Source organism: Micromonospora sp. NPDC023644 (assembly GCF_040640115.1).
In the GTDB taxonomy this organism is placed as follows: Bacteria; Actinomycetota; Actinomycetes; order Mycobacteriales; family Micromonosporaceae; genus Micromonospora.
This window is the reverse complement of sequence record NZ_JBFABA010000013.1, coordinates 1-22,998: the sequence shown is the minus strand read 5'-3', so window position 1 is coordinate 22,998 and position 22,998 is coordinate 1. Positions and strand designations below refer to the sequence as shown.

Annotated in this window: 23 protein-coding genes; 17 read left to right on the top strand and 6 right to left on the bottom strand. The window is 73.8% G+C overall.

Annotated elements, in window-relative coordinates; genetic code table 11:
- Positions 1-47: 47 nt before the first annotated feature.
- On the bottom strand, positions 48-1,460 hold the full coding sequence (locus AB0G08_RS12770) for an MFS transporter (protein ID WP_358086717.1): 1,413 nt from the start codon (positions 1,458-1,460) through the stop codon (positions 48-50).
- Positions 1,461-1,687: 227 nt separating this feature from the next.
- Complete coding sequence (locus AB0G08_RS12765; RefSeq protein WP_358086715.1) at positions 1,688-2,740, bottom strand: mechanosensitive ion channel family protein; 1,053 nt, start codon at positions 2,738-2,740, stop codon at positions 1,688-1,690.
- Between the two features lie 294 nt (positions 2,741-3,034).
- Between AB0G08_RS12765 and AB0G08_RS12760 the strand changes: the two genes are divergently transcribed.
- Positions 3,035-3,568: an HNH endonuclease gene (locus AB0G08_RS12760; RefSeq protein ID WP_091628780.1), complete on the top strand. Its 534-nt coding sequence runs from the start codon at positions 3,035-3,037 to the stop codon at positions 3,566-3,568.
- Positions 3,569-3,618: 50 nt separating this feature from the next.
- Here the strand turns inward: AB0G08_RS12760 and AB0G08_RS12755 are convergent, their stop codons facing one another.
- The 3 genes from AB0G08_RS12755 to AB0G08_RS12745 all read right to left on the bottom strand — a co-directional run bounded on the left by AB0G08_RS12755 (position 3,619) and on the right by AB0G08_RS12745 (position 5,548).
- Complete coding sequence (locus tag AB0G08_RS12755; RefSeq protein ID WP_358086714.1) at positions 3,619-4,470, bottom strand: class F sortase; 852 nt, start codon at positions 4,468-4,470, stop codon at positions 3,619-3,621.
- 12 nt (positions 4,471-4,482) lie between these two features.
- The gene (locus AB0G08_RS12750) at positions 4,483-4,956 is read right to left on the bottom strand and encodes a hypothetical protein (protein WP_358086964.1); all 474 of its coding nucleotides are present in this window, start codon (positions 4,954-4,956) and stop codon (positions 4,483-4,485) included.
- 136 nt (positions 4,957-5,092) lie between these two features.
- Entirely contained in the window at positions 5,093-5,548 is a 456-nt protein-coding gene (locus AB0G08_RS12745) for an Lrp/AsnC family transcriptional regulator (protein WP_358086712.1), read from the bottom strand.
- A gap of 181 nt (positions 5,549-5,729) precedes the next feature.
- Here AB0G08_RS12745 and AB0G08_RS12740 point away from each other — a divergent pair, with 181 nt between their 5' ends.
- From AB0G08_RS12740 to AB0G08_RS12675, 14 genes are all read left to right on the top strand, one after another.
- The gene (locus tag AB0G08_RS12740) at positions 5,730-6,629 is read left to right on the top strand and encodes a tryptophan 2,3-dioxygenase family protein (RefSeq protein WP_358086710.1); all 900 of its coding nucleotides are present in this window, start codon (positions 5,730-5,732) and stop codon (positions 6,627-6,629) included.
- A gap of 20 nt (positions 6,630-6,649) precedes the next feature.
- Complete coding sequence (gene kynU / locus AB0G08_RS12735) at positions 6,650-7,957, top strand: kynureninase (protein WP_358086708.1); 1,308 nt, start codon at positions 6,650-6,652, stop codon at positions 7,955-7,957.
- Positions 7,954-9,291: an NAD(P)/FAD-dependent oxidoreductase gene (locus AB0G08_RS12730; RefSeq protein ID WP_358086707.1), complete on the top strand. Its 1,338-nt coding sequence runs from the start codon at positions 7,954-7,956 to the stop codon at positions 9,289-9,291. Before kynU ends, AB0G08_RS12730 begins: the two co-directional genes overlap by 4 nt.
- 23 nt (positions 9,292-9,314) lie before the next feature.
- Complete coding sequence (locus tag AB0G08_RS12725) at positions 9,315-10,796, top strand: 2-hydroxymuconic semialdehyde dehydrogenase (RefSeq protein ID WP_358086962.1); 1,482 nt, start codon at positions 9,315-9,317, stop codon at positions 10,794-10,796.
- A 76-nt stretch (positions 10,797-10,872) separates the two neighbouring features.
- Complete coding sequence (locus AB0G08_RS12720; protein ID WP_358086705.1) at positions 10,873-11,667, top strand: fumarylacetoacetate hydrolase family protein; 795 nt, start codon at positions 10,873-10,875, stop codon at positions 11,665-11,667.
- Positions 11,664-12,605 (top strand): acetaldehyde dehydrogenase (acetylating), encoded by a 942-nt coding sequence (locus tag AB0G08_RS12715; protein ID WP_358086703.1) that lies wholly within the window; start codon positions 11,664-11,666, stop codon positions 12,603-12,605. The genes AB0G08_RS12720 and AB0G08_RS12715 overlap by 4 nt, the downstream gene beginning before the upstream one ends.
- Entirely contained in the window at positions 12,602-13,675 is a 1,074-nt protein-coding gene (gene dmpG, locus AB0G08_RS12710; protein WP_358086701.1) for a 4-hydroxy-2-oxovalerate aldolase, read from the top strand. Before AB0G08_RS12715 ends, dmpG begins: the two co-directional genes overlap by 4 nt.
- A complete protein-coding gene (locus tag AB0G08_RS12705; protein ID WP_358086699.1) occupies positions 13,672-14,445 on the top strand; it encodes a fumarylacetoacetate hydrolase family protein in 774 nt (257 codons plus the stop codon). The genes dmpG and AB0G08_RS12705 overlap by 4 nt, the downstream gene beginning before the upstream one ends.
- The gene (locus tag AB0G08_RS12700) at positions 14,442-14,870 is read left to right on the top strand and encodes a RidA family protein (protein ID WP_357867217.1); all 429 of its coding nucleotides are present in this window, start codon (positions 14,442-14,444) and stop codon (positions 14,868-14,870) included. Before AB0G08_RS12705 ends, AB0G08_RS12700 begins: the two co-directional genes overlap by 4 nt.
- Complete coding sequence (locus AB0G08_RS12695; RefSeq protein WP_358086697.1) at positions 14,867-15,391, top strand: 3-hydroxyanthranilate 3,4-dioxygenase; 525 nt, start codon at positions 14,867-14,869, stop codon at positions 15,389-15,391. The genes AB0G08_RS12700 and AB0G08_RS12695 overlap by 4 nt, the downstream gene beginning before the upstream one ends.
- Positions 15,391-16,431 carry an amidohydrolase family protein gene (locus AB0G08_RS12690; RefSeq protein WP_358086695.1) on the top strand — a complete coding sequence of 347 codons (1,041 nt, stop codon included), beginning with the start codon at positions 15,391-15,393 and terminating at the stop codon, positions 16,429-16,431. The genes AB0G08_RS12695 and AB0G08_RS12690 overlap by 1 nt, the downstream gene beginning before the upstream one ends.
- A gap of 291 nt (positions 16,432-16,722) precedes the next feature.
- Positions 16,723-18,186, top strand: coding sequence for an amidase (locus AB0G08_RS12685; protein WP_358086693.1), 1,464 nt, complete (start codon positions 16,723-16,725; stop codon positions 18,184-18,186).
- A 73-nt stretch (positions 18,187-18,259) separates the two neighbouring features.
- The gene (locus AB0G08_RS12680; RefSeq protein WP_121399403.1) at positions 18,260-18,547 is read left to right on the top strand and encodes a hypothetical protein; all 288 of its coding nucleotides are present in this window, start codon (positions 18,260-18,262) and stop codon (positions 18,545-18,547) included.
- Complete coding sequence (locus AB0G08_RS12675; protein ID WP_358086691.1) at positions 18,534-18,941, top strand: DUF5130 family protein; 408 nt, start codon at positions 18,534-18,536, stop codon at positions 18,939-18,941. The genes AB0G08_RS12680 and AB0G08_RS12675 overlap by 14 nt, the downstream gene beginning before the upstream one ends.
- 85 nt (positions 18,942-19,026) lie before the next feature.
- Here the strand turns inward: AB0G08_RS12675 and pepN are convergent, their stop codons facing one another.
- Complete coding sequence (gene pepN, locus AB0G08_RS12670) at positions 19,027-21,576, bottom strand: aminopeptidase N (protein ID WP_358086690.1); 2,550 nt, start codon at positions 21,574-21,576, stop codon at positions 19,027-19,029.
- A gap of 211 nt (positions 21,577-21,787) precedes the next feature.
- Between pepN and AB0G08_RS12665 the strand changes: the two genes are divergently transcribed.
- Positions 21,788-22,411 carry a disulfide bond formation protein DsbA gene (locus tag AB0G08_RS12665; RefSeq protein WP_358086688.1) on the top strand — a complete coding sequence of 208 codons (624 nt, stop codon included), beginning with the start codon at positions 21,788-21,790 and terminating at the stop codon, positions 22,409-22,411.
- A 236-nt stretch (positions 22,412-22,647) separates the two neighbouring features.
- Positions 22,648-22,956 (top strand): hypothetical protein, encoded by a 309-nt coding sequence (locus tag AB0G08_RS12660; RefSeq protein WP_358086686.1) that lies wholly within the window; start codon positions 22,648-22,650, stop codon positions 22,954-22,956.
- The last annotated feature ends 42 nt before the right edge of the window (positions 22,957-22,998 follow it).

The window sequence follows — 22,998 nt, the reverse complement described above, 5'->3', positions numbered from 1 at the left end:
GCCAGGTGCCGCGCCGGGCGAGCGGAGGGTGCCGGCTGTGGGTCGGGTCACCGTGTGCCGCTGCTGTCCCGCCTCGCCGGGGCGACCGTCCAGCCGCCCGCCGGCCCGCCGGGCCGCTCCTCCCCGGGGCGCCCCTGCGCGCTCGCCGCGGTGGCGGGCCCGCCTGCCTGCTGGGGGGCCGCCCCGCTCGCCCGCTGGGCCGCCTCCACGGCCGCGTCGATCGTCGAGCGGCTCGGCCAGCGCAGGGCGGCGAGCGTCATCAACAGCACCCCGACGGCGCTCCAGACCCCGACCACGAGCGGGATGGAGTACCGCTCGGCAAGCAACCCGGTGACCAGGACGGCCATGCCCTGGATGACCTGGACGCCGGTCGCCATCACGCCGAAGGCGCGGGCCCGGAAGCCGTCGGGCAGGGCCCGGACGAAGAGCCCGTTGGCCACCGGCAGCATGCCCGCGACGGCGAACCCGCAGGCCGCGGCGAGCAGCGCCACCACCAGCGGCGGCGGGTCGAACAGGGCGGGCACCAGGGCCAGCGGGGAGAGCACCGCCAGCGGCCGCATCAGGCTCAGCCGGCGGTCCGGCCCGAACGCCCGGCTGACGATCAGGCCGCCGAGGATGAAGCCGACGGGGTTCGCCGCCATGATGATGGCCTGGGCGGCCCCGGCGTCCAGCCGGCCGGCGTGCTCGCTCGCCCAGGCGGCGGCGAGGCCCTCCGGCACCACGGAGAAGAGCATGGCGGCGAAGACCAGCACGGCGATGGCCCGCAGCACCGGGGTGCCGAACACGATCTGGAAGCCCTGCGCGGTCTCCCGCAGCAGGTGGCTGCGGTGCGCGGCGGTCATCGCCGACGGCCGGTCGGCCACGCCGAAGCGGACCAGCGCGGCCGACAGGGCGAAGGTCGCCGCGTTCACCAGGAGCGCGGCGGTCGGGTCGAACGCGGCGATGGCCGCGCCCGCCAGGTAGCCGACGACCTGGGCGGCCTGGCCGACGCTGCTGATCATCGACAGCCCGACCACCAGGCGGTCCCCGGTGAGGATCAGGGGGATCAGCGCCGACTTGGCGGCCTGGCTCGGTGGATTGGCCAGCGTGGTGGCGAAGAGCAGGGCCAGGATCACCGGGACGGGCATGCCGGGGATGGCGATGCACACCATCAGCACCATCCGGACCAGGTCGCAGATCACCATGACCTGCCGGTAGCGGTGCCGCTCCGCGAGCGTGGCGAGCAGGGGACCGCCGACCAGCCAGGGCAGGTAGCTCACCGCGAAGGCGGCGGCCGAGAGCGCGACGGACCGGGTCTCCTCGTAGACCAGCAGGGTGACCGCGGCCTTGGCGATGTAGTCGCCGATCCAGGAGAGAGCGCTCGCCGTGAAGACGGCGCCGTATTCGCGATTGGCGAACACCTCGCGGAAGGTTGCGGGCCCTTCCGGGGATGGTCGCTCGTCAGGCACCGTCGCCTCCATCGTTCCCCTGGGCGGGCCACTCGTGATGGACGGCCCGGGAACCGTCGTCAGATCTACGGATCAGCGAGGACGTGATCGCGCTCCGGGGAGCGTGCACCGGATTTTGCCCGATCGTCCGACGACTGGCTAGGGCGAAGGGGTTGATCGTCGCATCTCCGACTGAACGAACGGACGATACCCGAGGGGCCACCCGGCTCGCGACCCCCGCCACCCGGCGTCCCGGCGCCTCAGGTGGGGCCGCCCTGCCCGGTCTCACCGGGGGCGCGGACCGGCATGCCGGGGTAGAGGCGGGCGGCGGCGATCTTCGCGGTGATGCCGGAGTTCTCCAGCGCCTCGGCGAGCCGGCGACGCAGCTCCCGGCCGACGGCGAACTGCCCGTCGGCGGTCGTCTTGACCACCGTACGGATGACCGCGCCGTCGACCGTCATCTGCTCGACGCCCAGCACCTCCGGCGGCTCGACGATCTCCGGCGCCAGGTCGGGGTCCATGGCCACCGAGGCGGCGGCGGTCCGCAGCACCGCCGTGGCCTCCTCCGTGCCGGCGAAGCCGATCGGCAGGTCGACCACCACCAGGGCCCAGCCCTGGCTCTTGTTGCCCACCCGGACGATCTCGCCGTTGCGGATGTACCAGAGCACGCCCCGCCCGTCGCGGACGGTGGTGACCCGCAGCCCGACCGACTCCACCACGCCGGTCGCCTCGCCGAGGTCCACGGTGTCGCCCACGCCGTACTGGTCCTCGATCAGCATGAACAGGCCGGCGATCAGGTCCTTGACCAGGCTCTGCGCGCCGAAGCCGAGGGCCACGCCCGCGATGCCGGCGCTGGCCAGCAGCGGGGCCAGGTCGAAGCTGAACTCCTTGAGGATCATCAGCAGCGCGATGCCGAAGATGAACGCGGTGCTCAGGCTGCGCAGCACCGAACCGATGGCCTCGGCCCGCTGCCGGCGTCGCTCCGGGACGAACTCGCCCGGCTCGACGGTGGCCGTGGGGATCCGCTCGCGCAGCGGACGCAGCATGGTCGGCACGCCCGCGTCGGTGGTGGTGCGCACCAGCCGGCGGATCGTCCGGTGCACCAGCCACCGGGCGGCGATCGCCAGCAGCAGGATCAGCACGACCCGCAGCGGCTTGAGCAGGATCCAGTAGCTGCCCTCGGCGAACCACACCGAGCCGGTCATGTCGTAGACGCTCCGGCAGAGGGCGTCGTCCAGGCAGGTCGGCGACGGAGTCGGGTCCGGCGCCTCGACGGCGGGCAGGGCGAGCGGCGTCAGGCTGGCAGCGGTCACGCTGTCTTCGTACCCCACCCGGCACGGCCGGATCCCGTCGACCCTCCGCGTCGTGACCGGCCCGGCACCCCTCGCGGGACGGCGCCACCGGCCGCGGGCGAACCGGTCATCTTGACACGGGTGGGGATCGCTTCCGGAGGGACCCCGGATTAGTACGTGCAATCCGGGGGCCGATCAGGGACGATGGGCGCACGGACGTCGGTGATCCGGCCGGCGTCGGCCGTGGTGGGTCGCCGTGCCCGTTTCCGGTCGGCGGTGGTGAGCAGGGGCCGCTGAACCGGGAGGGTGAACGCGATGCCTGACATACGACCCACGGTGGGCTCCGGTGCGCTGGTCCTCAATGCCACCTACGAGCCGCTGTGCGTCGTGTCGGTGCGTCGTGCCGCCATTCTCGTGCTCTCCGCCAAGGCGGTCTGCGTCGCCGACGGCGACGGCATCCTGCACAGCGCCCGCGACGCGCTGCCGGTGCCGTCGGTCGTCCGGCTCACCCGCTTCGTGCGGGTGCCCTACCGCACCCACGTCGGGCTCTCCCGGCGGGCCATCTTCGCCCGGGACGGCTGGCGTTGCGCCTACTGCCGGGGGCCCGCCGAGACCATCGACCACGTCTTTCCGCGCAGCCGGGGCGGCCGGCACGCCTGGGAGAACGTCGTCGCGGCCTGCGCCCGGTGCAACCACACGAAGGGCGACAAGACGCCGGCCGAGCTGGGCTGGCGCCTGCACGCGCTGCCGGCGGCCCCGAAGGGCACCGCCTGGCGGGTGCTCGGTCACCGGGCGCCGGACCCCCGCTGGGCCGACTGGCTCGACCTGCGCGAGCCCGAGGCGGCCTGACCGTCGCCACCCCCGCGGAACGCGGCGGGCCGCACCGACGCGGCCGCCGGTCACGTCGTACGGGCCCGCACCAGGGATGCGAAGACCACCACGTTGTCGGCGTACCCGGTCTCCCCGCCGACCCAGCGCCCGCCGCAGGTGATCAGACGCAGCCGGGGACGGCTGAAGTCCCCGAAGACCTCGTCCACCGGCAGCCGGTCCTTGTCGAAGCGCTCGACGGAGTCCACCTCGAAGACGGCCACCGAGCGGTCCTGCCGGGCGACCTCGATCCGGTCCCCGTCGCGCAGGTCCCGCAGCTTGTGGAAGACCGCCGGCCCGGTGCCGGTGTCGACGTGCCCGACGATCACCGAGGGACCGTACTGCCCCGGGGTCGGGCCCTGGTCGTACCAGCCGGCCTCGTGGGCGCGGGCGGCCTCGGGCACCGCGATGCTGCCGTCCGGGGCGATGCCGACGCCGTGCACGGGCGCCCGGACGTCGATCGGGTCGATGGCGATGCCGACGGGCCGGCTGGCGGGCAGCACCGGGAACTTCTTCGGGGCGGGTCGCAGCCCCGCGAGGAACCGGTCCGGCAGCACGCTCACGCCGGCGATCCGCTCCACGCCGAGCATCGTGACGATCAGCGCCATCAACGTACCGATCACGAGGACCGGCAGGCCGGGCCCCCGACCGGGGGCCAGCCGGCGGCGGCCGGCCGGGATCCGGCCGTGGCGGGGCCGGGCCGGCAGCGGTCGGGCCTGCGGGTCGGTGGTGGCGACGCTCGCCGACACCGCCTCCCCGGCCACCCGGCGCAGCCGCCGGGCCGCCGCGGCCGCCGCCCGGCCGGACGCCCGCAGCGCCCGCCGGCCGGTCGCCCGGATCCGGTCCGGGTCCGATCGCCTCGTACGCCTCCGGGAGCCGGCCATGGCGACGGCGGGTCAGGAACCGGCCCCGGTCCGGCGGCGGTTGCCGAAGAAGCCGAAGCCGACGGCCAGGGCCACCACCGCGAGCCCGCCGACCATCAGCATCGAGCCGGTGCCCGAGGCGCCGGCGGTGCCGCCGCCCCCGGTGGCCGGGCCCTTGCTGGGCTGCTCCATGTTCAGCACCGTGAGCGTGGTGGTCGCGGTCCTGCCGTTGTCGCAGCGCAGGTTCACCGGGTAGTCGCCGGGCTCCTTGCTGCCCGGGATGGTGACCTGGCCGGTCAGGAAGCCGTCGTCCGGCCGCAGCATCACCCGCCCGAAGGCGTCGGAGTGCACGTCGGCCTGGCGGTCGTTGGCGTTGTCGCAACCGGCCCGGATGCTGACCCGGGTGCCGGCCTGCGCGCTGTTGGGCACCACCTCGACGAAGGCCTCCTCACCCGCCCAGGCGGGTGCGACGGTCGTCAGGACGAACGCCCCGACCAGGCCCAACACGGTCAGGGCGCGGGTCAGGGCACGTTGGAACGCTGTGAGCACCGGCATGATCCCCCCTTCCGGTGACGAACACCGGAATCCTCCCCGGGCAACAGGGCCTGCTTTCCCGCTGGCCGGGGGGCAAACCCGGGGGCGGTCAGCGGGGCCGGTCGGCGGGGGGCAGCGGGGTGACCGGCTGCCACTCGAGTGGGGTGGAGAGCACCATCGTGCTGGACGGCTGCCCGTACGGGGCGAGCCGGTCGATCACCGCCTCGAAGTCCCCGATCGACCCGGCGGCCACCTTGAGCATGCTGCACGCGTCGCCGGTGATGCGGTGGATCTCCAGGATCTCGGGCCAACCCGCCACGTCCGGGTCGTGCAGGATGCAGCGCGCCCCGTAACAGGACATCCGGATCAGCGCGACCACGGTGCGCCCGGCCCGGGTCAGGTCGACGTGGGCGTGGTAGCCGGTGATCACCCCGGACTCCTCCAGCCGGCGTACCCGCTCGGCCACGGCCGGCGGCGACAGGTGCACCCGCCGGGAGAGCTCGCTGAAGGAGAGGCGCGCGTCGGCCTGCAGTTCCCGCAGCAGCGCCCAGTCCATGTCGTCCATGGGGCGACCTTACTTTCTCGAAGCCGAATCCGGCTCATGCCTTCTGCGTCGCAGGTCAGACGGGGTGAGTGCCGTTGATCCGGCATTCCATCCGGGGGTTCCGCCGAGAGATCATGTCGGCATCCCGAAAACGGCCGACCGTCGGCCGTCCCGGGTGACGAAGAGCAGAGGGAGGCCACCGGTGGAGCAGACGGACGTGCGCGTACCCGCCAAGGCGGCGGTGCGCCCGGCGACCCCGCGGCAGCGCGCGGCCCGCGCCGCCCGCAACGGCGGCGAACCGACGCTGGAGTTCGCCGAGCGGGTGCCGTACGACGCGTACGTGCAGGCCAGCACGCTGCACCAGCTTCAGCAGCCGCTGAGCGACGACCCCGGTGAGATGTCCTTCCTGATGGTCAGCCAGATCATGGAGCTGTACTTCGGGCTGACCTGCCACGAGCTGCGCGAGACGCAGCGGCTGCTGCGCGCCGACCGGGTGTGGGACGCGCTGGCCCCGCTGCGCCGTGCCGCGCTGCACCTGGAGGGGCTGAACGCGGCCTGGAAGGGGCTGCGCTGGATGAGCCCGGCCGACTTCAACCGGTTCCGCAACCTGCTGGGCGAGGGCTCCGGCTTCCAGTCGGCGATGTACCGCCACCTGGAGTTCCTGCTCGGCCTCCGCGACGAGACGCTGATCCGGCCGTTCCGGCGGCAGACCGACGTGTACGCCGACCTGCGCGCCACCCTGGCGGCGCCGAGCGTCTGGGACGACGTGCTCGCCCTGCTGGCCCGGCACGGCCACGACCTCCCGGCCGACCTGCTCGACCGGGAGTTCGCCGCCGAGCACCAGCCGCACGCCGCCGTCGAGGCGGCCTGGGTGCGGATCTACGCCGAGCCGGGGCCGGAGAACCACCTGCGGATGCTGGGCGAGGCGCTGACCGAGGTGGCCGAGCAGTTCGGCGACTGGCGGCAGCACCACGTCAAGGCGGTGCAGCGGACAATGGGCGCCAAGGTCGGCAGCGGCGGCTCCGCCGGGCTCGCGTGGTTGCAGCGCAGCATGGCCCGGGTGGTCTTCCCCGAGCTGTGGTCGGCCCGGACAGCGATGTGACCCGAGAGCGAGAACACCCCATGAACACCGGAGCACCTGAGTCGTCCGGGCTCGCCGCCGGCGAGGCCGAGGCGCGCCGCCTCGACGCCGCCCACCCCGGGCACCGCCACCTGTTCCACGTGCCCCCGGCCGAAGGCGGGCGCTTCCGCGACGCCGCGTACCTGGCCGGCAACTCCCTTGGTCTGCAACCGCGGGCCACCCGCGACGAACTCGTCGCCGACCTGGACGCGTGGCGCCGGTTGGGCGTCGAGGGCCACCTGGAGGCCGAGCGCCCCTGGCTGCCGTACCACGAGCTGCTGACGGCGCCGGCCGCGCGACTGGTCGGCGCCACCCCGGCGGAGGTCGTGGTGATGAACTCCCTGACGGTCAACCTGCACCTGCTGATGGTCAGCTTCTACCGGCCGGCCGGGGCGCGGACCAGGATCGTCATCGAGGACAGCGCCTTCCCCTCGGACAGCTACGCCGTGCGCAGCCAGGCCCGCTTCCACGGCCTCGACCCGGACACCACGGTCGTCCGGCTGCGCCCGCGCGCCGGCGAGGACACCCTGCGCACCGAGGACGTGACCGCCTACCTGGCCGCCGAGGGCGACACGGTGGCGCTGGTGCTGCTCGGCGGGGTCAACTACCTCACCGGCGAGCTGATGGACATCCCGACGATCACCGCCGCCGGCCGCGCGGCGGGGGCCGTGGTCGGCTGGGACCTGGCGCACGCCGCCGGCAACGTCCCGCTCGCGCTGCACGAGTGGGACGTCGACTTCGCCGCCTGGTGCTCCTACAAGTACCTGAACTCCGGGCCCGGCGCGCTGGCCGGGGTCTTCGTGCACGAGCGGCACCTCGGCGACGCCGACCTGCCCCGCTTCGAGGGCTGGTGGAGCACCGAGGCGGCCACCCGGTTCGAGATGACCCCGGTCTCCCGGCCGCCGGCCACCGTGGAGGCGTGGCAGATCTCCAACCCGCCGATCTTCGCGATGGGCCCGGTGCGGACCTCGCTGGAGCTCTTCGACGCCGTCGGGATGCCCGCGCTGCGCGAGCGCAGCGTCCGGCTCACCGGCTACCTGGCGGGGCTGCTCGACGAGGTGACCGCGAACCGTCCGCTGACCGTGGTCACGCCGCGGGAGCCGGAGCGGCGGGGCTGCCAGCTCTCGGTGCGCATCGGCGCGGGCAGCGCGGCCGGGCTGGCCAAGCGGTTGCGCCACGAGCACGGCGTGATCGCCGACGCCCGGGAGCCGGACGTCATCCGGTTCGCCCCGGTGCCGCTCTATTCCACGTTCCACGACTGCTGGCGGGTCGCCGAGGCGCTGGCCGCCACGGTGGAGGTGAACTCATGACCGACGAACGCAACGAGATCGCGGTGGTCGGCGCGGGCCTGGCCGGCTGCCTGCTGGCCTGCTTCCTGGCCCGGCGCGGCTACCCGGTGGCGCTCTACGAGCGCCGGCCCGACCCGCGTACCGGCACGGTGGAGCGGGGACGCTCCATCAACCTGGCGCTCTCCGAGCGCGGCCTGGACGCGCTGCGCCGGATCGGCCTGGACGAGCAGGTGCTGGCGGACGGGCTGCCGATGCGCGGCCGGATGATCCACCCCGTGGACGGCGAGGCGCAGTTCCAGTCCTACAGCGCCGCCGGTGACCGGGCGATCAACTCGATCAGCCGGGGCGCGCTGAACAACGCCCTGCTGGACGCGGCCACCGCCCTGCCCGGGGTGCGGGTCGCCTTCGACCACCGGCTCGTCGGGCTCGACCCGATCGACGGCGGGATGACCTTCGAGACCCCGCAGGGCACGGTCGCGGCCACCGCGTCGGTCGTCCTCGGCGCCGACGGCGCGGGCTCGGCGGTGCGCGGGCAGCTGCTGGCGTACGGGCTGCTGACCGAGAGTGTGGACTTCCTCGACTACGGCTACAAGGAGCTGACGATCCCGCCGCTGGGCGGGGACTTCGCCCTCGACCCGGAGGCGCTGCACATCTGGCCGCGGGGCACCTCGATGATGATCGCGCTGCCGAACCCGGACCGCTCGTTCACCTGCACGCTCTTCTGGCCCACCCACGGCACCGCCAGCTTCGCCTCGCTGGGCAGCCCGGCGGCCATCGAGCGGCACTTCGCCGAGCACTACCCCGACCTGCCGCCGCTCGCCCCGGGCCTCGTCGACGACTACCAGCACAACCCGGTCGGCGTGCTCGGCACCGTCCGCTGCACCCCGTGGCAGGCGTACGGGAGGGTCGGCCTGCTCGGCGACGCGGCGCACGCCATCGTCCCCTTCTACGGCCAGGGCGCGAACTGCGCCTTCGAGGACGTGGTCGAGCTGGACCGCTGCCTGGACGAGTGCGCCGACGACTGGTCGGAGGCGCTGCCGCTGTTCCAGCAACGGCGGCAGGAGAACGCCGAGGCGATCGCGCAGATGGCGCTGGCGAACTTCGTGGAGATGCGGGACAAGGTCGCCTCGCCGCTGTTCCAGGCCGGCCGGAAGGTCGAGCACGCGCTGGAGCGGGTGCTGCCGGGCCGGTACGTTTCCCGCTACGAGCTGGTGTCCTTCTCGACCACCCCGTATGCGGAGGTGCGTCGCCGGGTCCGCCGGCAGCACCGGGTGCTCGGGGCGGTGGCCGCCGGGGTGGCGGCGGTGCTGGCCGGCGCGGTCGGCCTCACGATCAACCGAGGGAGGCGTCGATGACCGTGACCTGGGATCCCCGGCTGATGGCGGGACGGGCGCCCGACGGCCCGGGCCTGCTGCGCAACTTCGTCGGCGGCGAGTTCGTCGAGGCCGGGCGGCGGTTCACCAAGCGCAGCCCGGTGACCGGCGAGCCGGTCTTCGAGGTGGCCGAGGCCGACCGGGCGTGCGTGGACGACGCCGTCGCCGCCGCGCGGGCGGCGCTGCGCGGGCCGTGGGGCCGGATGGGGGAGCGGGAGCGCGCCGAGGTGCTGCGCCGGGTCGCCGACGAGCTGGAGCGCCGCTTCGACGACCTGGTCACCGCCGAGGTCGCCGACACCGGCAAGTCGATCTCGCAGGCGCGGACGTTGGACATCCCGCGTGGCGCGGCGAACTTCCGCGCCTTCGCGGAGATCGTGGCGACCGCGCCGACGGAGTCCTTCACCACGGTCACCCCGACCGGCGGCCGGGCGCTGAACTACGCGGTCCGCAAGCCGGTCGGCGTGGTCGCGGTGATCGTGCCGTGGAACCTGCCGCTGCTGCTGCTCACCTGGAAGGTCGCCCCCGCGTTGGCCTGCGGCAACGCCGTGATCGTGAAGCCCAGCGAGGAGACGCCCGCCTCGGCGACGCTGCTCGCCGAGGTGATGGCGGCCGCCGGCGTGCCCGCCGGGGTGTTCAACCTGGTGCACGGCTTCGGCCCGGACTCGGCGGGGGAGTTCCTCACCCGGCACCCGGGGGTGGACGCGATCACCTTCACCGGCGAGTCGGCCACCGGGGGCACCATCATGCGGGCCGCGGCCGACGGGGTGAAGGCCGTCTCCTTCGAGCTGGGCGGCAAGAACGCCGGGCTGGTCTTCGCCGACGCCGACCTCGACGCGGCGGTGGCGGGGTCGGTGCGCTCCAGCTTCACCAACGGTGGCCAGGTCTGCCTCTGCACCGAGCGGATCTACGTGCAGCGGCCGGTGTTCGAGGAGTTCACCGCCCGGCTCGCCGAGCGGGCCGCCGCGCTGCCGTACGGGTGGCCCGTCGACGAGGCCACGGTGAACATGCCGCTGATCTCGCACCAGCACCGCGACAAGGTGCTCGGTCACTACGAACTGGCCCGCACCGAGGGCGCGGAGGTGCTCACCGGGGGCGGCCCGCCGCGCTTCGGCGACGCCCGCGACGGCGGCGCGTACGTGCTGCCGACGGTGCTGACCGGGCTGGGCCCGCAGGCCCGCACCAACACCGAGGAGATCTTCGGCCCGGTGGTGCACGTCGCCCCGTTCGACGACGAGGACGAGGCGTACGCGCTGGCCAACGGCACCCAGTACGGCCTGGCGGCGACGGTCTGGACCCGCGACGTCGGCCGGGCCCACCGGGCCGGCACCCGGCTCGACGCCGGCATCGTCTGGGTGAACACCTGGTTCCTGCGCGACCTGCGCACCCCGTTCGGCGGGATGAAGGCGTCCGGCATCGGGCGCGAGGGCGGCGTGCACTCACTCGACTTCTACTCCGAACTCACCAACGTCTGCGTGGACCTGACATGAGCGGGCGCAGCGCGCGGACCATCAGCCGCAGTGCCGTGGAGCCCCGTGGCGGCTCCGAGGGCAGCGAGGAGCCGACATGAGCGTTGATTACGAGGCGGCGGCCCGGGAACTGGTCGACGCGCGGGAGAACGGCAAGCCCTGCCCGCCGCTGCGCGGGCGGCTGCTGCCCGAGGGGGACGTCACGTCGGCGTACGTGGTCCAGCAGCTCCAGGTGCGCCAGTGGTCGCAGCGGGGCCACCGGCGGGTGGGCGCGAAGATCGGGCTGACCTCCCGGGCGGTGCAGGAGAGCTTCGGCGTCTTCCAGCCGGACTTCGGGGTGCTGCTGGACGACATGGCGGTGCCCGACGGGGCCGAGGTCGCGATGGACCGGCTGCTCCAGCCCCGGGTGGAGGCGGAGGTCGCCTTCGTGCTGGGCACCGACCTGCCCGACGAGCGGATCACCACCGCGGACGCGATCCGGGCGGTCGACCACGTGCTGCCGGCGATCGAGATCGTCGACTCGCGGGTCGCGGGGTGGGACATCTCGATCGTGGACACCGTCGCGGACAACGCCTCCAGCGGCCTCTTCGTGCTCGGCACCGCGCCGCGTCGGCTCGCCGACGTGGACCTGCGGCTGTGCGGGATGGTGCTGGAGCAGGCCGGTGAGCCGGTCTCGGTCGGGGCCGGCGCGGCCTGCCTCGGCAATCCGCTGCACGCGCTGGAGTGGCTGGCACGGACGATGGCCCGCTCGGGCGATCCGCTGCGCGCGGGCGACGTGGTGCTCTCCGGGGCGCTCGGCCCGATGGTGCCGGTGACGCCGGGCGCGGCGTACGAGGCGCGGATCTCCGGTCTGGGCTCGGTGCGCACCTGCTTCTCCGGGAAGGCGTCGTGACCACCGGCGTGGCGGTGATCGGGTCGGGCAACATCGGCACCGATCTGATGATCAAGGTGCTCCGGCTCTCGGAGTCGCTGCGGATGGTGGCGATGGCCGGCATCGACCCGGAGTCCGACGGCCTGGCGCGGGCCCGGCGGCTCGGCGTGGCGACCACCGCCGGTGGCGTGGACGGCCTGGTGGCGATGCCGGAGTTCGCCGACGTCGAGCTGGTGTTCGACGCCACGTCGGCGGGCGCGCACCGGCACAACGACGCGGTGCTGGCCGCGCACGGTCGCACGGTGGTCGACCTGACCCCGGCGGCCATCGGCCCGTACGTGGTGCCGCCGGTGAACCTGGACGAGCACCTGGGCGAGCGCAACGTCAACATGGTGACCTGCGGTGGACAGGCGACGGTGCCGATTGTGGCCGCCGTCGGCCGGGTCACGCCGGTGGCGTACGGGGAGATCGTCGCCTCGATCGCCTCGAAGTCGGCGGGGCCGGGCACCCGGGCCAACATCGACGAGTTCACCGAGACCACCGCGCGGGCGATCGAGGTGGTCGGCGGCGCCGACCGGGGCAAGGCGATCATCGTGCTCAACCCGGCGGACCCGCCGCTGCTGATGCGCGACACCGTCTACTGCCTCTGCCCGGACGCCGACGCCGACCGGGCCGCGATCGCGGCGTCGGTGGCGCGGATGGTGGCGACGGTGCGGGAGTACGTCCCCGGCTACCGGCTCAAGCAGGACGTGCAGTTCGACCGGGTCGACACGTACGTGCCGGCGCTGGGCCGGCACCTGACCGGGTTGCAGGTCTCGGTGTTCCTGGAGGTCTCCGGCGCCGGGCACTACCTGCCGGCGTACGCCGGGAACCTGGACATCATGACCTCGGCCGCGCTGCGCACCGCGGAGCGGCTGGTCGCGCTGCGCCCCGAGACCGCCGCGGAGGTGCTGTCATGACCGACCTGTACATCCAGGACGTGACGTTGCGCGACGGCATGCACGCGGTCGCCCACCGCTACACCGTCGAGCAGGTGCGCACCATCGCCGCCGCGTTGGACGCGGCGGGGGTGGCGGCGATCGAGGTGGCGCACGGCGATGGGCTGGCGGGTTCCAGCGTCAACTACGGCCACGGCGCGGCCAGCGACGCGGAGTGGATCGCGGCGGCGGCCGAGGTGATGACGACCGCGAAGCTGACCACGCTGCTGCTGCCGGGGATCGGCACCATCGCCGACCTGAAGGCGGCGAAGGCCCTCGGCGTGACCAGCGTGCGGATCGCCACCCACTGCACCGAGGCCGACATCTCGGCCCAACACATCTCGTGGGCGCGGGAGAACGGCATGGACGTCTCCGGCTTCCTGATGATGTCGCACATGACCGACCCGGCCGGGCTCGCCGCCCAGGCCAAGCTGATGGAGTCGTACGGGGCGCACTGCGTCTACGTGACGGACTCCGGCGGCCGGCTGCTGATGTCGGACGTGGCGGCGCGGGTCGACGCGTACCGGCAGGTGTTGGAGCCGGCCACGCAGATCGGCATCCACGCGCACCACAACCTCTCCCTCGGGGTGGCCAACAGCGTGGTCGCGGTCGAGCACGGGCGGATCCTCGGCGACGCCGCGGCCGGCCCGCAGGCGGCCCACGGTCGGACGGTGCGGGTGGACGCCTCGCTGGCCGGGCAGGGCGCCGGCGCCGGCAACGCCCCGCTGGAGGTCTTCGTCGCGGTCGCCGAGCTGCACGGCTGGCAGCACGGCTGCGACGTCTTCGCGCTGATGGACGCCGCCGACGACATCGTCCGGCCGTTGCAGGACCGGCCGGTCCAGGTCGACCGGGAGACGCTCTCGCTGGGTTACGCCGGGGTCTACTCGAGCTTCCTGCGGCACGCCGAGCGGGCCTCCGACCGCTACGGCGTGGACGTCCGGTCGATCCTGGTCGAGCTGGGGCGCCGCCGGATGGTCGGCGGCCAGGAGGACATGATCGTGGACGTGGCGCTGGACCTCGCCGGCGACCAGCAGAAGGGTGGCAGAGCATGATCGGGCCGGACACCGCGGGCATCGCCGAGCGGCTGGGCGTGGCGGCGGACACCGCCACCGCGATCGGGCAACTGGCCGCCGAGACCGGTCTCGACGTCGACGCCGCGTACGCGGTGCAGACCGCGCTGGTGCAGCGCCGGCTGGAGCGCGGCGAGCGCCTCGTCGGGCTGAAGATGGGCCTGACCAGCAAGGCGAAGATGGCGCAGGTCGGCGTGGACGAGGTGATCTGGGGCCGGCTCACCGACACCATGCGGGTGCCCGACGGCGGCAGCGTCGACCCGGCCGCCTTCATCCACCCCCGGGTGGAGCCGGAGGTGGCGTTCCTGCTGGACCGGCTGCCCGAGCCGGGGGAGCCGGTCGGCGACTTCACCGACGCGGTCCGCGCGGTCGCCCCGGCCATCGAGCTGATCGACTCCCGGTACGCGAACTTCACCTTCTCCCTGCCGGACGTCATCGCCGACAACACCTCCGCCGCCGCGTTCGTCGTCGGGCCGTGGAGCCCGGTGCCCGACGGGCTGGAGAACCTGGGCGTGCTGCTGGAGGTCGACGGACGGGTGGCGCAGGTCGGCTCGACCGCCGCCATCCTCGGCGATCCCCGACGGGCCCTCGACGAGGGCATCCGGCTGGCCGGCCGGCACGGGGTGCGGCTGCGCGAGGGCTGGGTCTTCCTGGCCGGCGCGGCCACCGCCGCCGTCCCGCTGCGCCCCGGCGCCCACGTCCGCGCCGTGGTCGAGAAGCTCGGCACGGCCTCGCTGCGGGCGTCGGCATGAGCGGGCAGGCGCGCGTCGTCGCGGGCAAGGCCGTGCCCCGGGGCGCCTTCCCGCACGTCAAGGTCGCCGGCGGGTTCGTCTTCGTCTCCGGTACGTCGTCGCGGCGGCCGGACAACACCTTCGCCGGCGTCGAGGTGGACGAGTTCGGCACGACGAACCTCGACATCCGGGCGCAGACCCGGGCGGTGATCGAGAACGTCCGTGACCTGCTGCGTTCGGTCGGCGCCGACCTCTGCGACCTCGTGCAGGTCACCAGCTACCTGGTCAACATGAACGACTTCGGTGGCTACAACGAGGTGTGGGCCGAGTTCTTCGACGCGACCGGCCCGACCCGCACGACGGTGGCGGTGCACCAGCTGCCGCACCCGCACCTGCTCGTCGAGATTCAGGCCGTGGCCCTTCTTCCGTCAGGAGGTCAGTCGTGAGTGAGATCGCGGAGCCGTTCAGCTTCCCCGGTTGGATCGCGGAGAACCAGCACCTGCTCAAGCCGCCGGTCGGCAACAAGGAGATGTTCCCGGGCTCCGACGACTTCATCGTCATGGTGGTGGGCGGGCCCAACCAGCGCACCGACTTCCACGTCGACCCGTACGAGGAGTTCTTCTACCAGGTCAAGGGCAACATGCACGTCAACCTGATGACCCCGGAGGGGCCGCGTACGGTGCACGTGCGCGAGGGCCAGATGTGGATGCTGCCGCGCAACACCCCGCACTCGCCCCAGCGGCCCGAGGCCGGCTCGATCGGCGTGGTCGTGGAGCGGGTCCGCGAGGAGGGCACGCTGGAGAGGTTCCAGTGGTACTGCGCCGAGTGCGGGCACAAGGTGCACGAGGTGGAGTTGCAGGTCCGGGACATCGCCGCCGACCTGCCCCCGGTGTTCCAGGCGTTCTACGCCGACGAGGCCGCGCGCACCTGCGCGAACTGCGGCGCGCTGCACCCGGGCAAGGGCTGATGCGCGGTCCCGCCCCGGGCCTGCCGGGGCAGGCGCGGCTGCCGGTGGTCGACGTGCACACGCACGTCGTACCGAAGGGGTGGCCGGACCTCGGCGCGGCGTGCGGCGGGTCCGGCTGGCCCTGGCTGCGGGTCGACTCCGAGCGGGCGGCCATGATCATGGTGGGGGAGACGGAGTTCCGCCCGGTCGGGGCGGAGTGCTGGGACGCGCCCACCCGGCTCGGCGACATGGACGCCGACGGCGTGGACGTGCAGGTCGTCTCGCCCACCCCGGTCTTCTTCAGCTACGACCGGCCCGCCGACCAGGCGGTGAAGGTGGCCCGGATCTTCAACGACCTCACCCTGGAGGTCACCGCCGCCGGTGGCGACCGGCTGGTGCCGTTCTGCCAGGTGCCGTTGCAGGACCCGGAGGCGGCCTGCGCCGAGCTGGACCGCTGCCTTGCGGCCGGGCACGCCGGCGTGGAGATCGGCAACCACGTCGGCGACCGCGACCTGGACGACGCCGGGATCGTGGAGTTCCTGACGCACTGCGCCGAGGTGGGCGCGCCGGTCTTCGTGCACCCGTGGGACATGCCGGGCGGTCCCCGGCTGGACCGGTGGATGGCCCGCTGGCTCGCCGGGATGCCCGCCGAGACGCACCTGTCGGTGCTGGCGCTGATCCTCGGCGGCGTCTTCGACCGGGTGCCCGACACGCTGCGGATCTGCTTCGCGCACGGCGGCGGCAGCTTCCCGTTCTGGCTCGGCCGCGCCGACAACGCCTGGCACCGCCGGGGGGACCTGGTACGCGGCGCCTCCACCGCCCCGCCCAGCTCGTACGTCGACCGGTTCCGCGTCGACTCGGTGGTCTTCTCCGCGCCCGCGCTGCGGCTGCTGGTCGACACGATGGGCGCCGAGCGGGTGCTCGTCGGCAGCGACTACCCGTACCCGTTGGGGGAGCGGCCGGTCGGCCGGGTGGTGCGCGAGGCGGACTTCCTCACCGGGGAACAGCGCGGCATGCTGCTCGGCGGCAACGCGCTGCGGTTCCTCGGCACCCGCCCCTAGCGGCGCGGCGACGCCGCCGCCCGGCGGGGGTGGAATCCGGAGCCGTCGCGGCCCCCAGTGCGCGCGACGGCTCCGGAGCGTGGGATTCAGGAGCGCGGGCAGCTGTCCCGGTGCCCCTCGATCGCCGAGCCACCGATGTGCGGTGATCACCGTTGATCGGGTCCATCCTCGGTGCCGGAGCCGGTGGGCGGTCATCCCGATGTGGTCATGTCAGGGGGATATGGCGCTCGTCGCAGCGCCGGCCGGTCGTGTCGTGCGGCACGGCGGGGGACGGGCGGGCAGGATGAGGGGATGGCCGAGCCGCACGACCTGACCGCGCTGGAGCAGGCCGCCGCGATCGCCGCCGGCGAGCTGTCCAGCGTCGAGCTGGTCGAGCACCACCTGACCCGCGTCGACGCGCTCGGCGACACCGTCGGCGCGTTCGTCACGGTCACCCCCGAACGGGCCCGCGCGGCGGCCCGCGCCGCCGACGCCGTCCCCGCCGGCGAGCGCGGCCCGTTGCACGGCGTGCCTACCGCGATCAAGGACCTCACCCTCACCGCCGGGGTACGCACCACCTTCGGCTCGGCGGCGTTCGCCGACTTCGTGCCGCCCGTGGACGCCGACGTGGTCCGGTTCATGGCCGAGGCCGGGCTGGTGAGCCTGGGCAAGACCACCACCTCCGAGCTGGGCTGTTCGCTCTACTCGGAGGGGCTGGTCGCGCCGCCGGCCCGCAACCCGTGGGACCTGGCGTACACCGCCGGTGGTTCCAGCGGAGGGGCGGCGGCGGCCGTCGCGGCCGGGCTGGTGCCCCTCGCCCAGGGCTCCGACGGCGGCGGCTCGCTGCGCATCCCCGCGTCGCTGTGCGGCCTGGTCGGCTACAAGCCGAGCCGGGGCCTGGTCTCCGGCGGGCCGGTCGGCTCCGGCGCCTACGGCCTGCCGACCCACGGGCCGATCGGGCGCACGGTCGCCGACGTGGCGGCGCTGCTCGACGTGCTGGCCCGGCCGGTGCCCGGCGAGCCCTACCTGGCGCCCGCCGCGCCCGCGGGCGGCTGGCTCGGCGCGGCCCGGGCGGCCGACCCGGGGCGGCTGCGGGTCGGGCGGTTCACCACGCCGATGCTCGCCGACGAGCCGGTCCACCCCGACTGCCTCGCCGCCGTGGACCGGGCGACGGCGCTGCTCACCGCCGCCGGCCACGAGGTGGTCGACGTGCCCGCGCCCCTCGGGCCCGCCGTGTGGCCGCTGTTCGAGATCGTCTGGTACGTGCTCGCGCTCGCACCCGTGCCGACCGGGCGGGAGAGCGCGCTGCTGCCGCTGACCCGCCACCTGCGGGCCCGGGGCGCGGAGATCTCCGCCGGCACCCTCAGCGCCACGCTCGGCGAGCTCCAGGCGCAGGTACGCCTCGGCGTCCGCCGCACCGCCGGCTGTGACCTGCTGCTCTGCCCCACCCTCGCCGCGCCGCAGGCGCCGTTGGGCTGGTTCACCGAGGGCGGCGACCCGGTCGAGGACTTCGACCGGCAACGCCGGTTCTCGCCGTACTGCGCCGTCTTCAACGTCACGGGCGATCCGTCCGTGTCGCTGCCGGTGGGCGTCACCGCCGAGGGGCTGCCCGTGGGGGTCCTGCTGACCGGTCGCTACGGCGACGACGCGAGGTTGATCGCCACGGCTGCGCAGCTGGAGCACTCCAGTGGCGGGTGGGATCGCCACCCCGCAATCTGGCGGGCCGTGGGCTCCGCTAACGTGAATGGCAGCGGTGTCGGGCGGTCGGCGCCATGATCGTCCACCCGACCCGGATCCTTGAGGTCTCTTCTTCCGCCTGGGGGCGTTGGGATTGTCTGTAACCGAGACGTTGCTGGTCTTCGTCGGCATCCCGGCGGCCGCGGTGCTGGTGATCGCCGGTCTGGCGTACGCCGGTAGCCGTGGTGGCGGCGGTGGCGGCGCCAAGCGCTACCGACCGGGCCGGCCCTTCGACTTCACTCCGGTCTGGTTCCTGGGCCGGCCGGAGCAGCTGGCCGACTCGGCCGGCACCGCCCTGGCAGCGGGCGCCCAGGCGCCGGCGCTGACCAGCCACAAGCTCGAGCGGGCCGGCGTCGAGCCGCCGGCCGGTGGAACCGGAGGCGCAAGTGACCGTTGGTGAGAAGCAGGCCGGGACGGGAACCCCGCCCGAGGTGCTGGACGGGCCGTTCTCGACCCGCCAGCTGCTGCGCATCGACGAGGCCCTGCGCCTGGCCGACCAGGGCACCGGCCTGGTCTTCTCGGTCTTCGTCGGCGGTCTCGACGAGCCGATCCGGGAGCACGCCGAGCGGCTGCACCGCCAGCTCGCCGAGCCCGACCGGTCGATCCTGATCGCGGTGTCGCCCAACCAGCGGCAGCTGGAGATCGTCACCGGTCGGCACGCCCGCAAGCGGATCCCCGACACCTACGCCCGGCTCGCCGCGCTCTCCATGGTGGCGGCGTTCGGCGGCGGCGACCTGGCCGGCGGCATCATCAACGGCCTCGACCAGCTCGCCAGCCACGCCGGCAAGGGCTGAGCGACCCCGGCGCGCCTCGCGCCTCCCGCCTCACGACGAAGCCCGGTCCGCCACGCGGACCGGGCTTCGTCGTGTGCCGCGTACGTCAGGCGCTGCGGAGGTCCCGCTCGCGGGCCCGCAGGGCGCGGACGATGCCGTCGCGACCCTCGGCCACCAGCCGGCGCAGCGACGCCGGGTGGCCGTCGCCGGCCAGCCACGCGTCGGTGGCCGCCACGGTCTCGTCGTCCACCAGGTACGCCGGGTACGCCAGCTGCGTGAACTCCTGCGCCGGCTCGCTGTCCCGGCTGCCCCAGACCTGGTCCACCGCGGCGAAGTACTTCTCCCGGTAGGGCGCGACCAGCTCGATCTGCGCCGGGTGGATGAAGCCCTGCAACAGCGCCCGGTTGCGCCAGTTCGGCAGTGCGTCCGGGCCGGTCAGCTCGGCCCAGACGGCGGCCTTGTTCTCCGCCGTCGGCACCAGCGCGTGCGCGTACGCGGCCTCCCGCTCGCCGCTGGCCGTCCGGTCCCCGGCCAGTTCGGCCTCGATCTCGGCGGTGCCGGCCGCGCCGTTGGCGACCAGCGCGCCCAGCACGGCCCAGCGCAGCTCGGTGTCGATGGCGAGGCCGGCCGGGACGTCGGCGCCGGCCAGCCAGCCGCGCAGGATGGCCAGGTCCTCGGCCGAGCGGGCCGCCGAGGCGTACGCGCGGGCCCAGGTCAGCTGGAAGCCGCTGCCCGGTTCCGCCGCCGCCAGCGCCGTGCGCGCGGTGCGGGCCAGCTCCGCCCAGCCGGTCGGCGCCCAGGCCGGGTCGGCGTAGAAGCTGAGCGCCGACTTGGCCTGCCGCAGGGCGGCGTTGACCAGGTTGATGTCGGTCTCGGCGGGCAGCCCCGCCAGCACCAGCGCCACGTAGTCGCGGGCGGCCAGCTCGGCGTCGCGGGTCATGTCCCAGGCGGCGGTCCAGCACAGCGCGCGGGCCAGCGACGAGTCGAAGCCGGCGATGTGCTGCACCACGGTGGCCATCGACCGCTCGTCGAGGCGCAGCTTGGTGTAGGTGAGGTCCTCGTCGTTGAGCAGCAGCACGTCGGCGGCGGGCAGGCCGCGCAGCACGGGCAGCTCGGTGCGCTCGCCGGTGACGTCGACCTCGTGGCGCTCGCGGCGGACCAGCCGGCCGTCGGTCAGGTCGTAGAGACCCACCCCGATCCGGTGGGTACGCAGCGTCGGGTGCCCGGTGGGCGCCTCCTGGAGCACCACCACCTGCTCGTAGGTGCCGTCCGCGCCGATCGTCAGCTCCGGCCGCAGGGTGTTGACCTGCGCCGTCTCCAGCCACTGGGCGGCGAACTTGCGCAGCTCCCGGCCGGAGGCCGTCTCCAGCTCGGAGAGCAGGTCGTCGAAGGTGGCGTTGCCCCACGCGTGCTTGGCGAAGTAGGCCCGCAGGCCGGCCAGGAACGGCTCCTCGCCGACGTACGCGACCAGCTGCTTGAGCACGCTCGCGCCCTTGGCGTAGGTGATGCCGTCGAAGTTGACCTCGACCGCCTCCAGGTCCGGCATCTCGCAGTAGACCGGGTGGGTGGAGGAGAGCTGGTCCTGCCGGTAGCCCCAGTTCTTCCGGATGGACAGGAACGTCGTCCAGGCCTCGCGGAACCGGGTGGCGTGGGTGTTGCACCAGTGGCTGGCCCACTCGGCGAACGACTCGTTCAGCCAGAGGTCGTTCCACCAGCGCATGGTGACCAGGTCACCGAACCACATGTGCGCCAGCTCGTGCAGGATCGTGTTCGCCCGCTGCTCGTACTCGTAGTCGGTCACCTGGGAGCGGAAGAGGTAGTGCCCCTCGGCGTGCGTGACGCAGCCGAAGTTCTCCATCGCGCCGGCGTTGAAGTCGGGCACCCAGAGCTGGTCGTACTTGGGCAGCGGGTAGCGCACGCCGAACTGCTCGTGGAAGAAGTCGAAGCCCTGCTTGGTGACCAGGAAGAGGTCGTCCGAGTCGAGGTGCTGCGCCATCGAGGCCCGGCAGAACACGCCCAGGTCGATGCCGTCGTGGCTGTCGCGCACCTCGTGGTACGGCCCGGCGCAGAGGGCGGTGACGTAGGTGCTCATCCGCACCGAGGTGGCGAGGTGGACCGTCTTCAGCCCCTCGCCCGCCGCCTCCTCCCGCTCCACCGGCATGTTCGAGACCACCCTCCAGTGGTCCGGGACGGTGGCGTGCCAGGTGTAGACGCTCTTCAGGTCGGGCTGGTCGAAGCAGGCGAAGGCCCGCTGGGCGTCGGCCGTCTCGAACTGGCTGTAGAGGTAGGTCTCGCCGTCGACCGGGTCGACGGTGCGGTGCAGGCCCTGCCCGCTGTTCGAGTACGCGAACTCCGCCTCGACGACCAGCGTGTTCTCGCTGTCCAGTCCCGACAGGGTCAGGCCCTTCTCGGCCGACCAGTCGCTCAGGTCCACCGAGGCGCCGTTCAGCGTGGCGGACCGCACGGAGTCGGCGGCCAGCTCGATGAAGGTGCTCGCGCCGGGCTGTGCGCACCGGAACCGGACCTCGGTCGTCGAGCGGAAGGTGCGAGCCTCGGCCGCCCGTACGGCGGACGAGAGATCCAGACTGATGTCGTACCCGGTCACGTCGAGCAGGCGGGCCCGCTCGGTGGCCTCGACCTGCGTCAGGTTGCGCACTCCCGGCACTTTTCGTCTCCATCCCGTTTCGCCGCACGCCCTGTTGGCGCCGCCATCGACCGCTCGTGACGGCCGGATTCGAGTCTTCCATGCACGAACACCCTGTGGTGGTCGAGGTCACGCTCTCATTCCGCTGTCGGTCGATACCTGCGGGGGTGAGGATCGCAGGAGGCGCCGGGAGGCCGGCGCACCCGTCGTGAAGGGACCAGCCGTGAGCGAGCGTGCCGCCGTAGACATGTGGTTCGACCCCCTCTGCCCGTGGGCGTGGATCACCTCCCGTTGGCTGCTGGAGGTGGAGCAGGTCCGGGACGTGGACATCCGGTTCCACGTGATGAGCCTGTCGGTGCTCAACGAGGGCCGGGAGCTGCCCGAGCAGTACCAGGAGCTGATGCGGGACGGCTGGGGCCCGGTGCGGGTCTGCATCGCGGTGGAGCAGCGGTACGGCCAGGACGCCGTCCGGAAGCTCTACACCGCGCTCGGCACCCGGATCCACCTCGGGCAGGAGAAGATCACGCGGGAGCTCTGCGCCGCCGCGCTGGCCGACGTCGGGCTCGACCCGGCCCTGGCCGACGCCGCCGAGGGCACCGGCTACGACGAGGCGCTGCGGGCCAGCCACGAGGCCGGCATGCGGCCGGTCGGCACCGACGTCGGCACCCCGGTGATCCACGCGCCCGGCCCGGACGGCGGCACGGTCGCCTTCTTCGGTCCGGTGATCACCCCGGCTCCGAAGGGCGAGGCCGCCGGCCGGCTCTGGGACGGCGTCCTGCTGGTCGCCGGCACCCCGGGCTTCTACGAGCTCAAGCGCACCCGCGACCTCGGCCCCATCTTCGACTGACCCCTCCCTCCGGCCCGCCCTCCCTCCGGTGGGCTCCGCCCGGGTCGATCGAGGATTCCGTCGGATTCCCGACCCGAACCCCTCGATCGACGGAGGAAGGGCGGGCAGGCGGGGCCCGGGGGAGGGCGGGGGTCGGGCGGGTGGGGCGTCACCGGGGTGGCGGCGGGATCGTTGGCCCCGGTGTCCGCCGCAGCGACCCGCAGGGCCGCACCCCGCAGCTCGTGGAGGCAATTCCGATGGCCAAGCACCGTGTGCCCGGTGACGATCCGTCGACCCGGGAGGGGGTGACCGAGCGCCCGGACGCGGCGTACTGGTCGGTCGACGACTCCCGGTGGCCGGCGGTCCGACCCGACCTTCCCGCCCACATGGTGGACCTGCTCGCCCCGCCGATCGTGGTCGGCGTCGCCCGCGTGCCGGCCACCTCCCGGCTCACTCCGCCGGCCGAGCACCGGCTCACCCCGCAGGTCGGGCCCCACCCCGGTGCGCCGGCCGAGCCCCGGCCCGCGCCGCAGGTCGAGCCCCACCCCGGTGCGCCGGCCGAGTGAGGCGGGAGGTGGCCGGCACGCGGGCGACGCCCACCACCATCC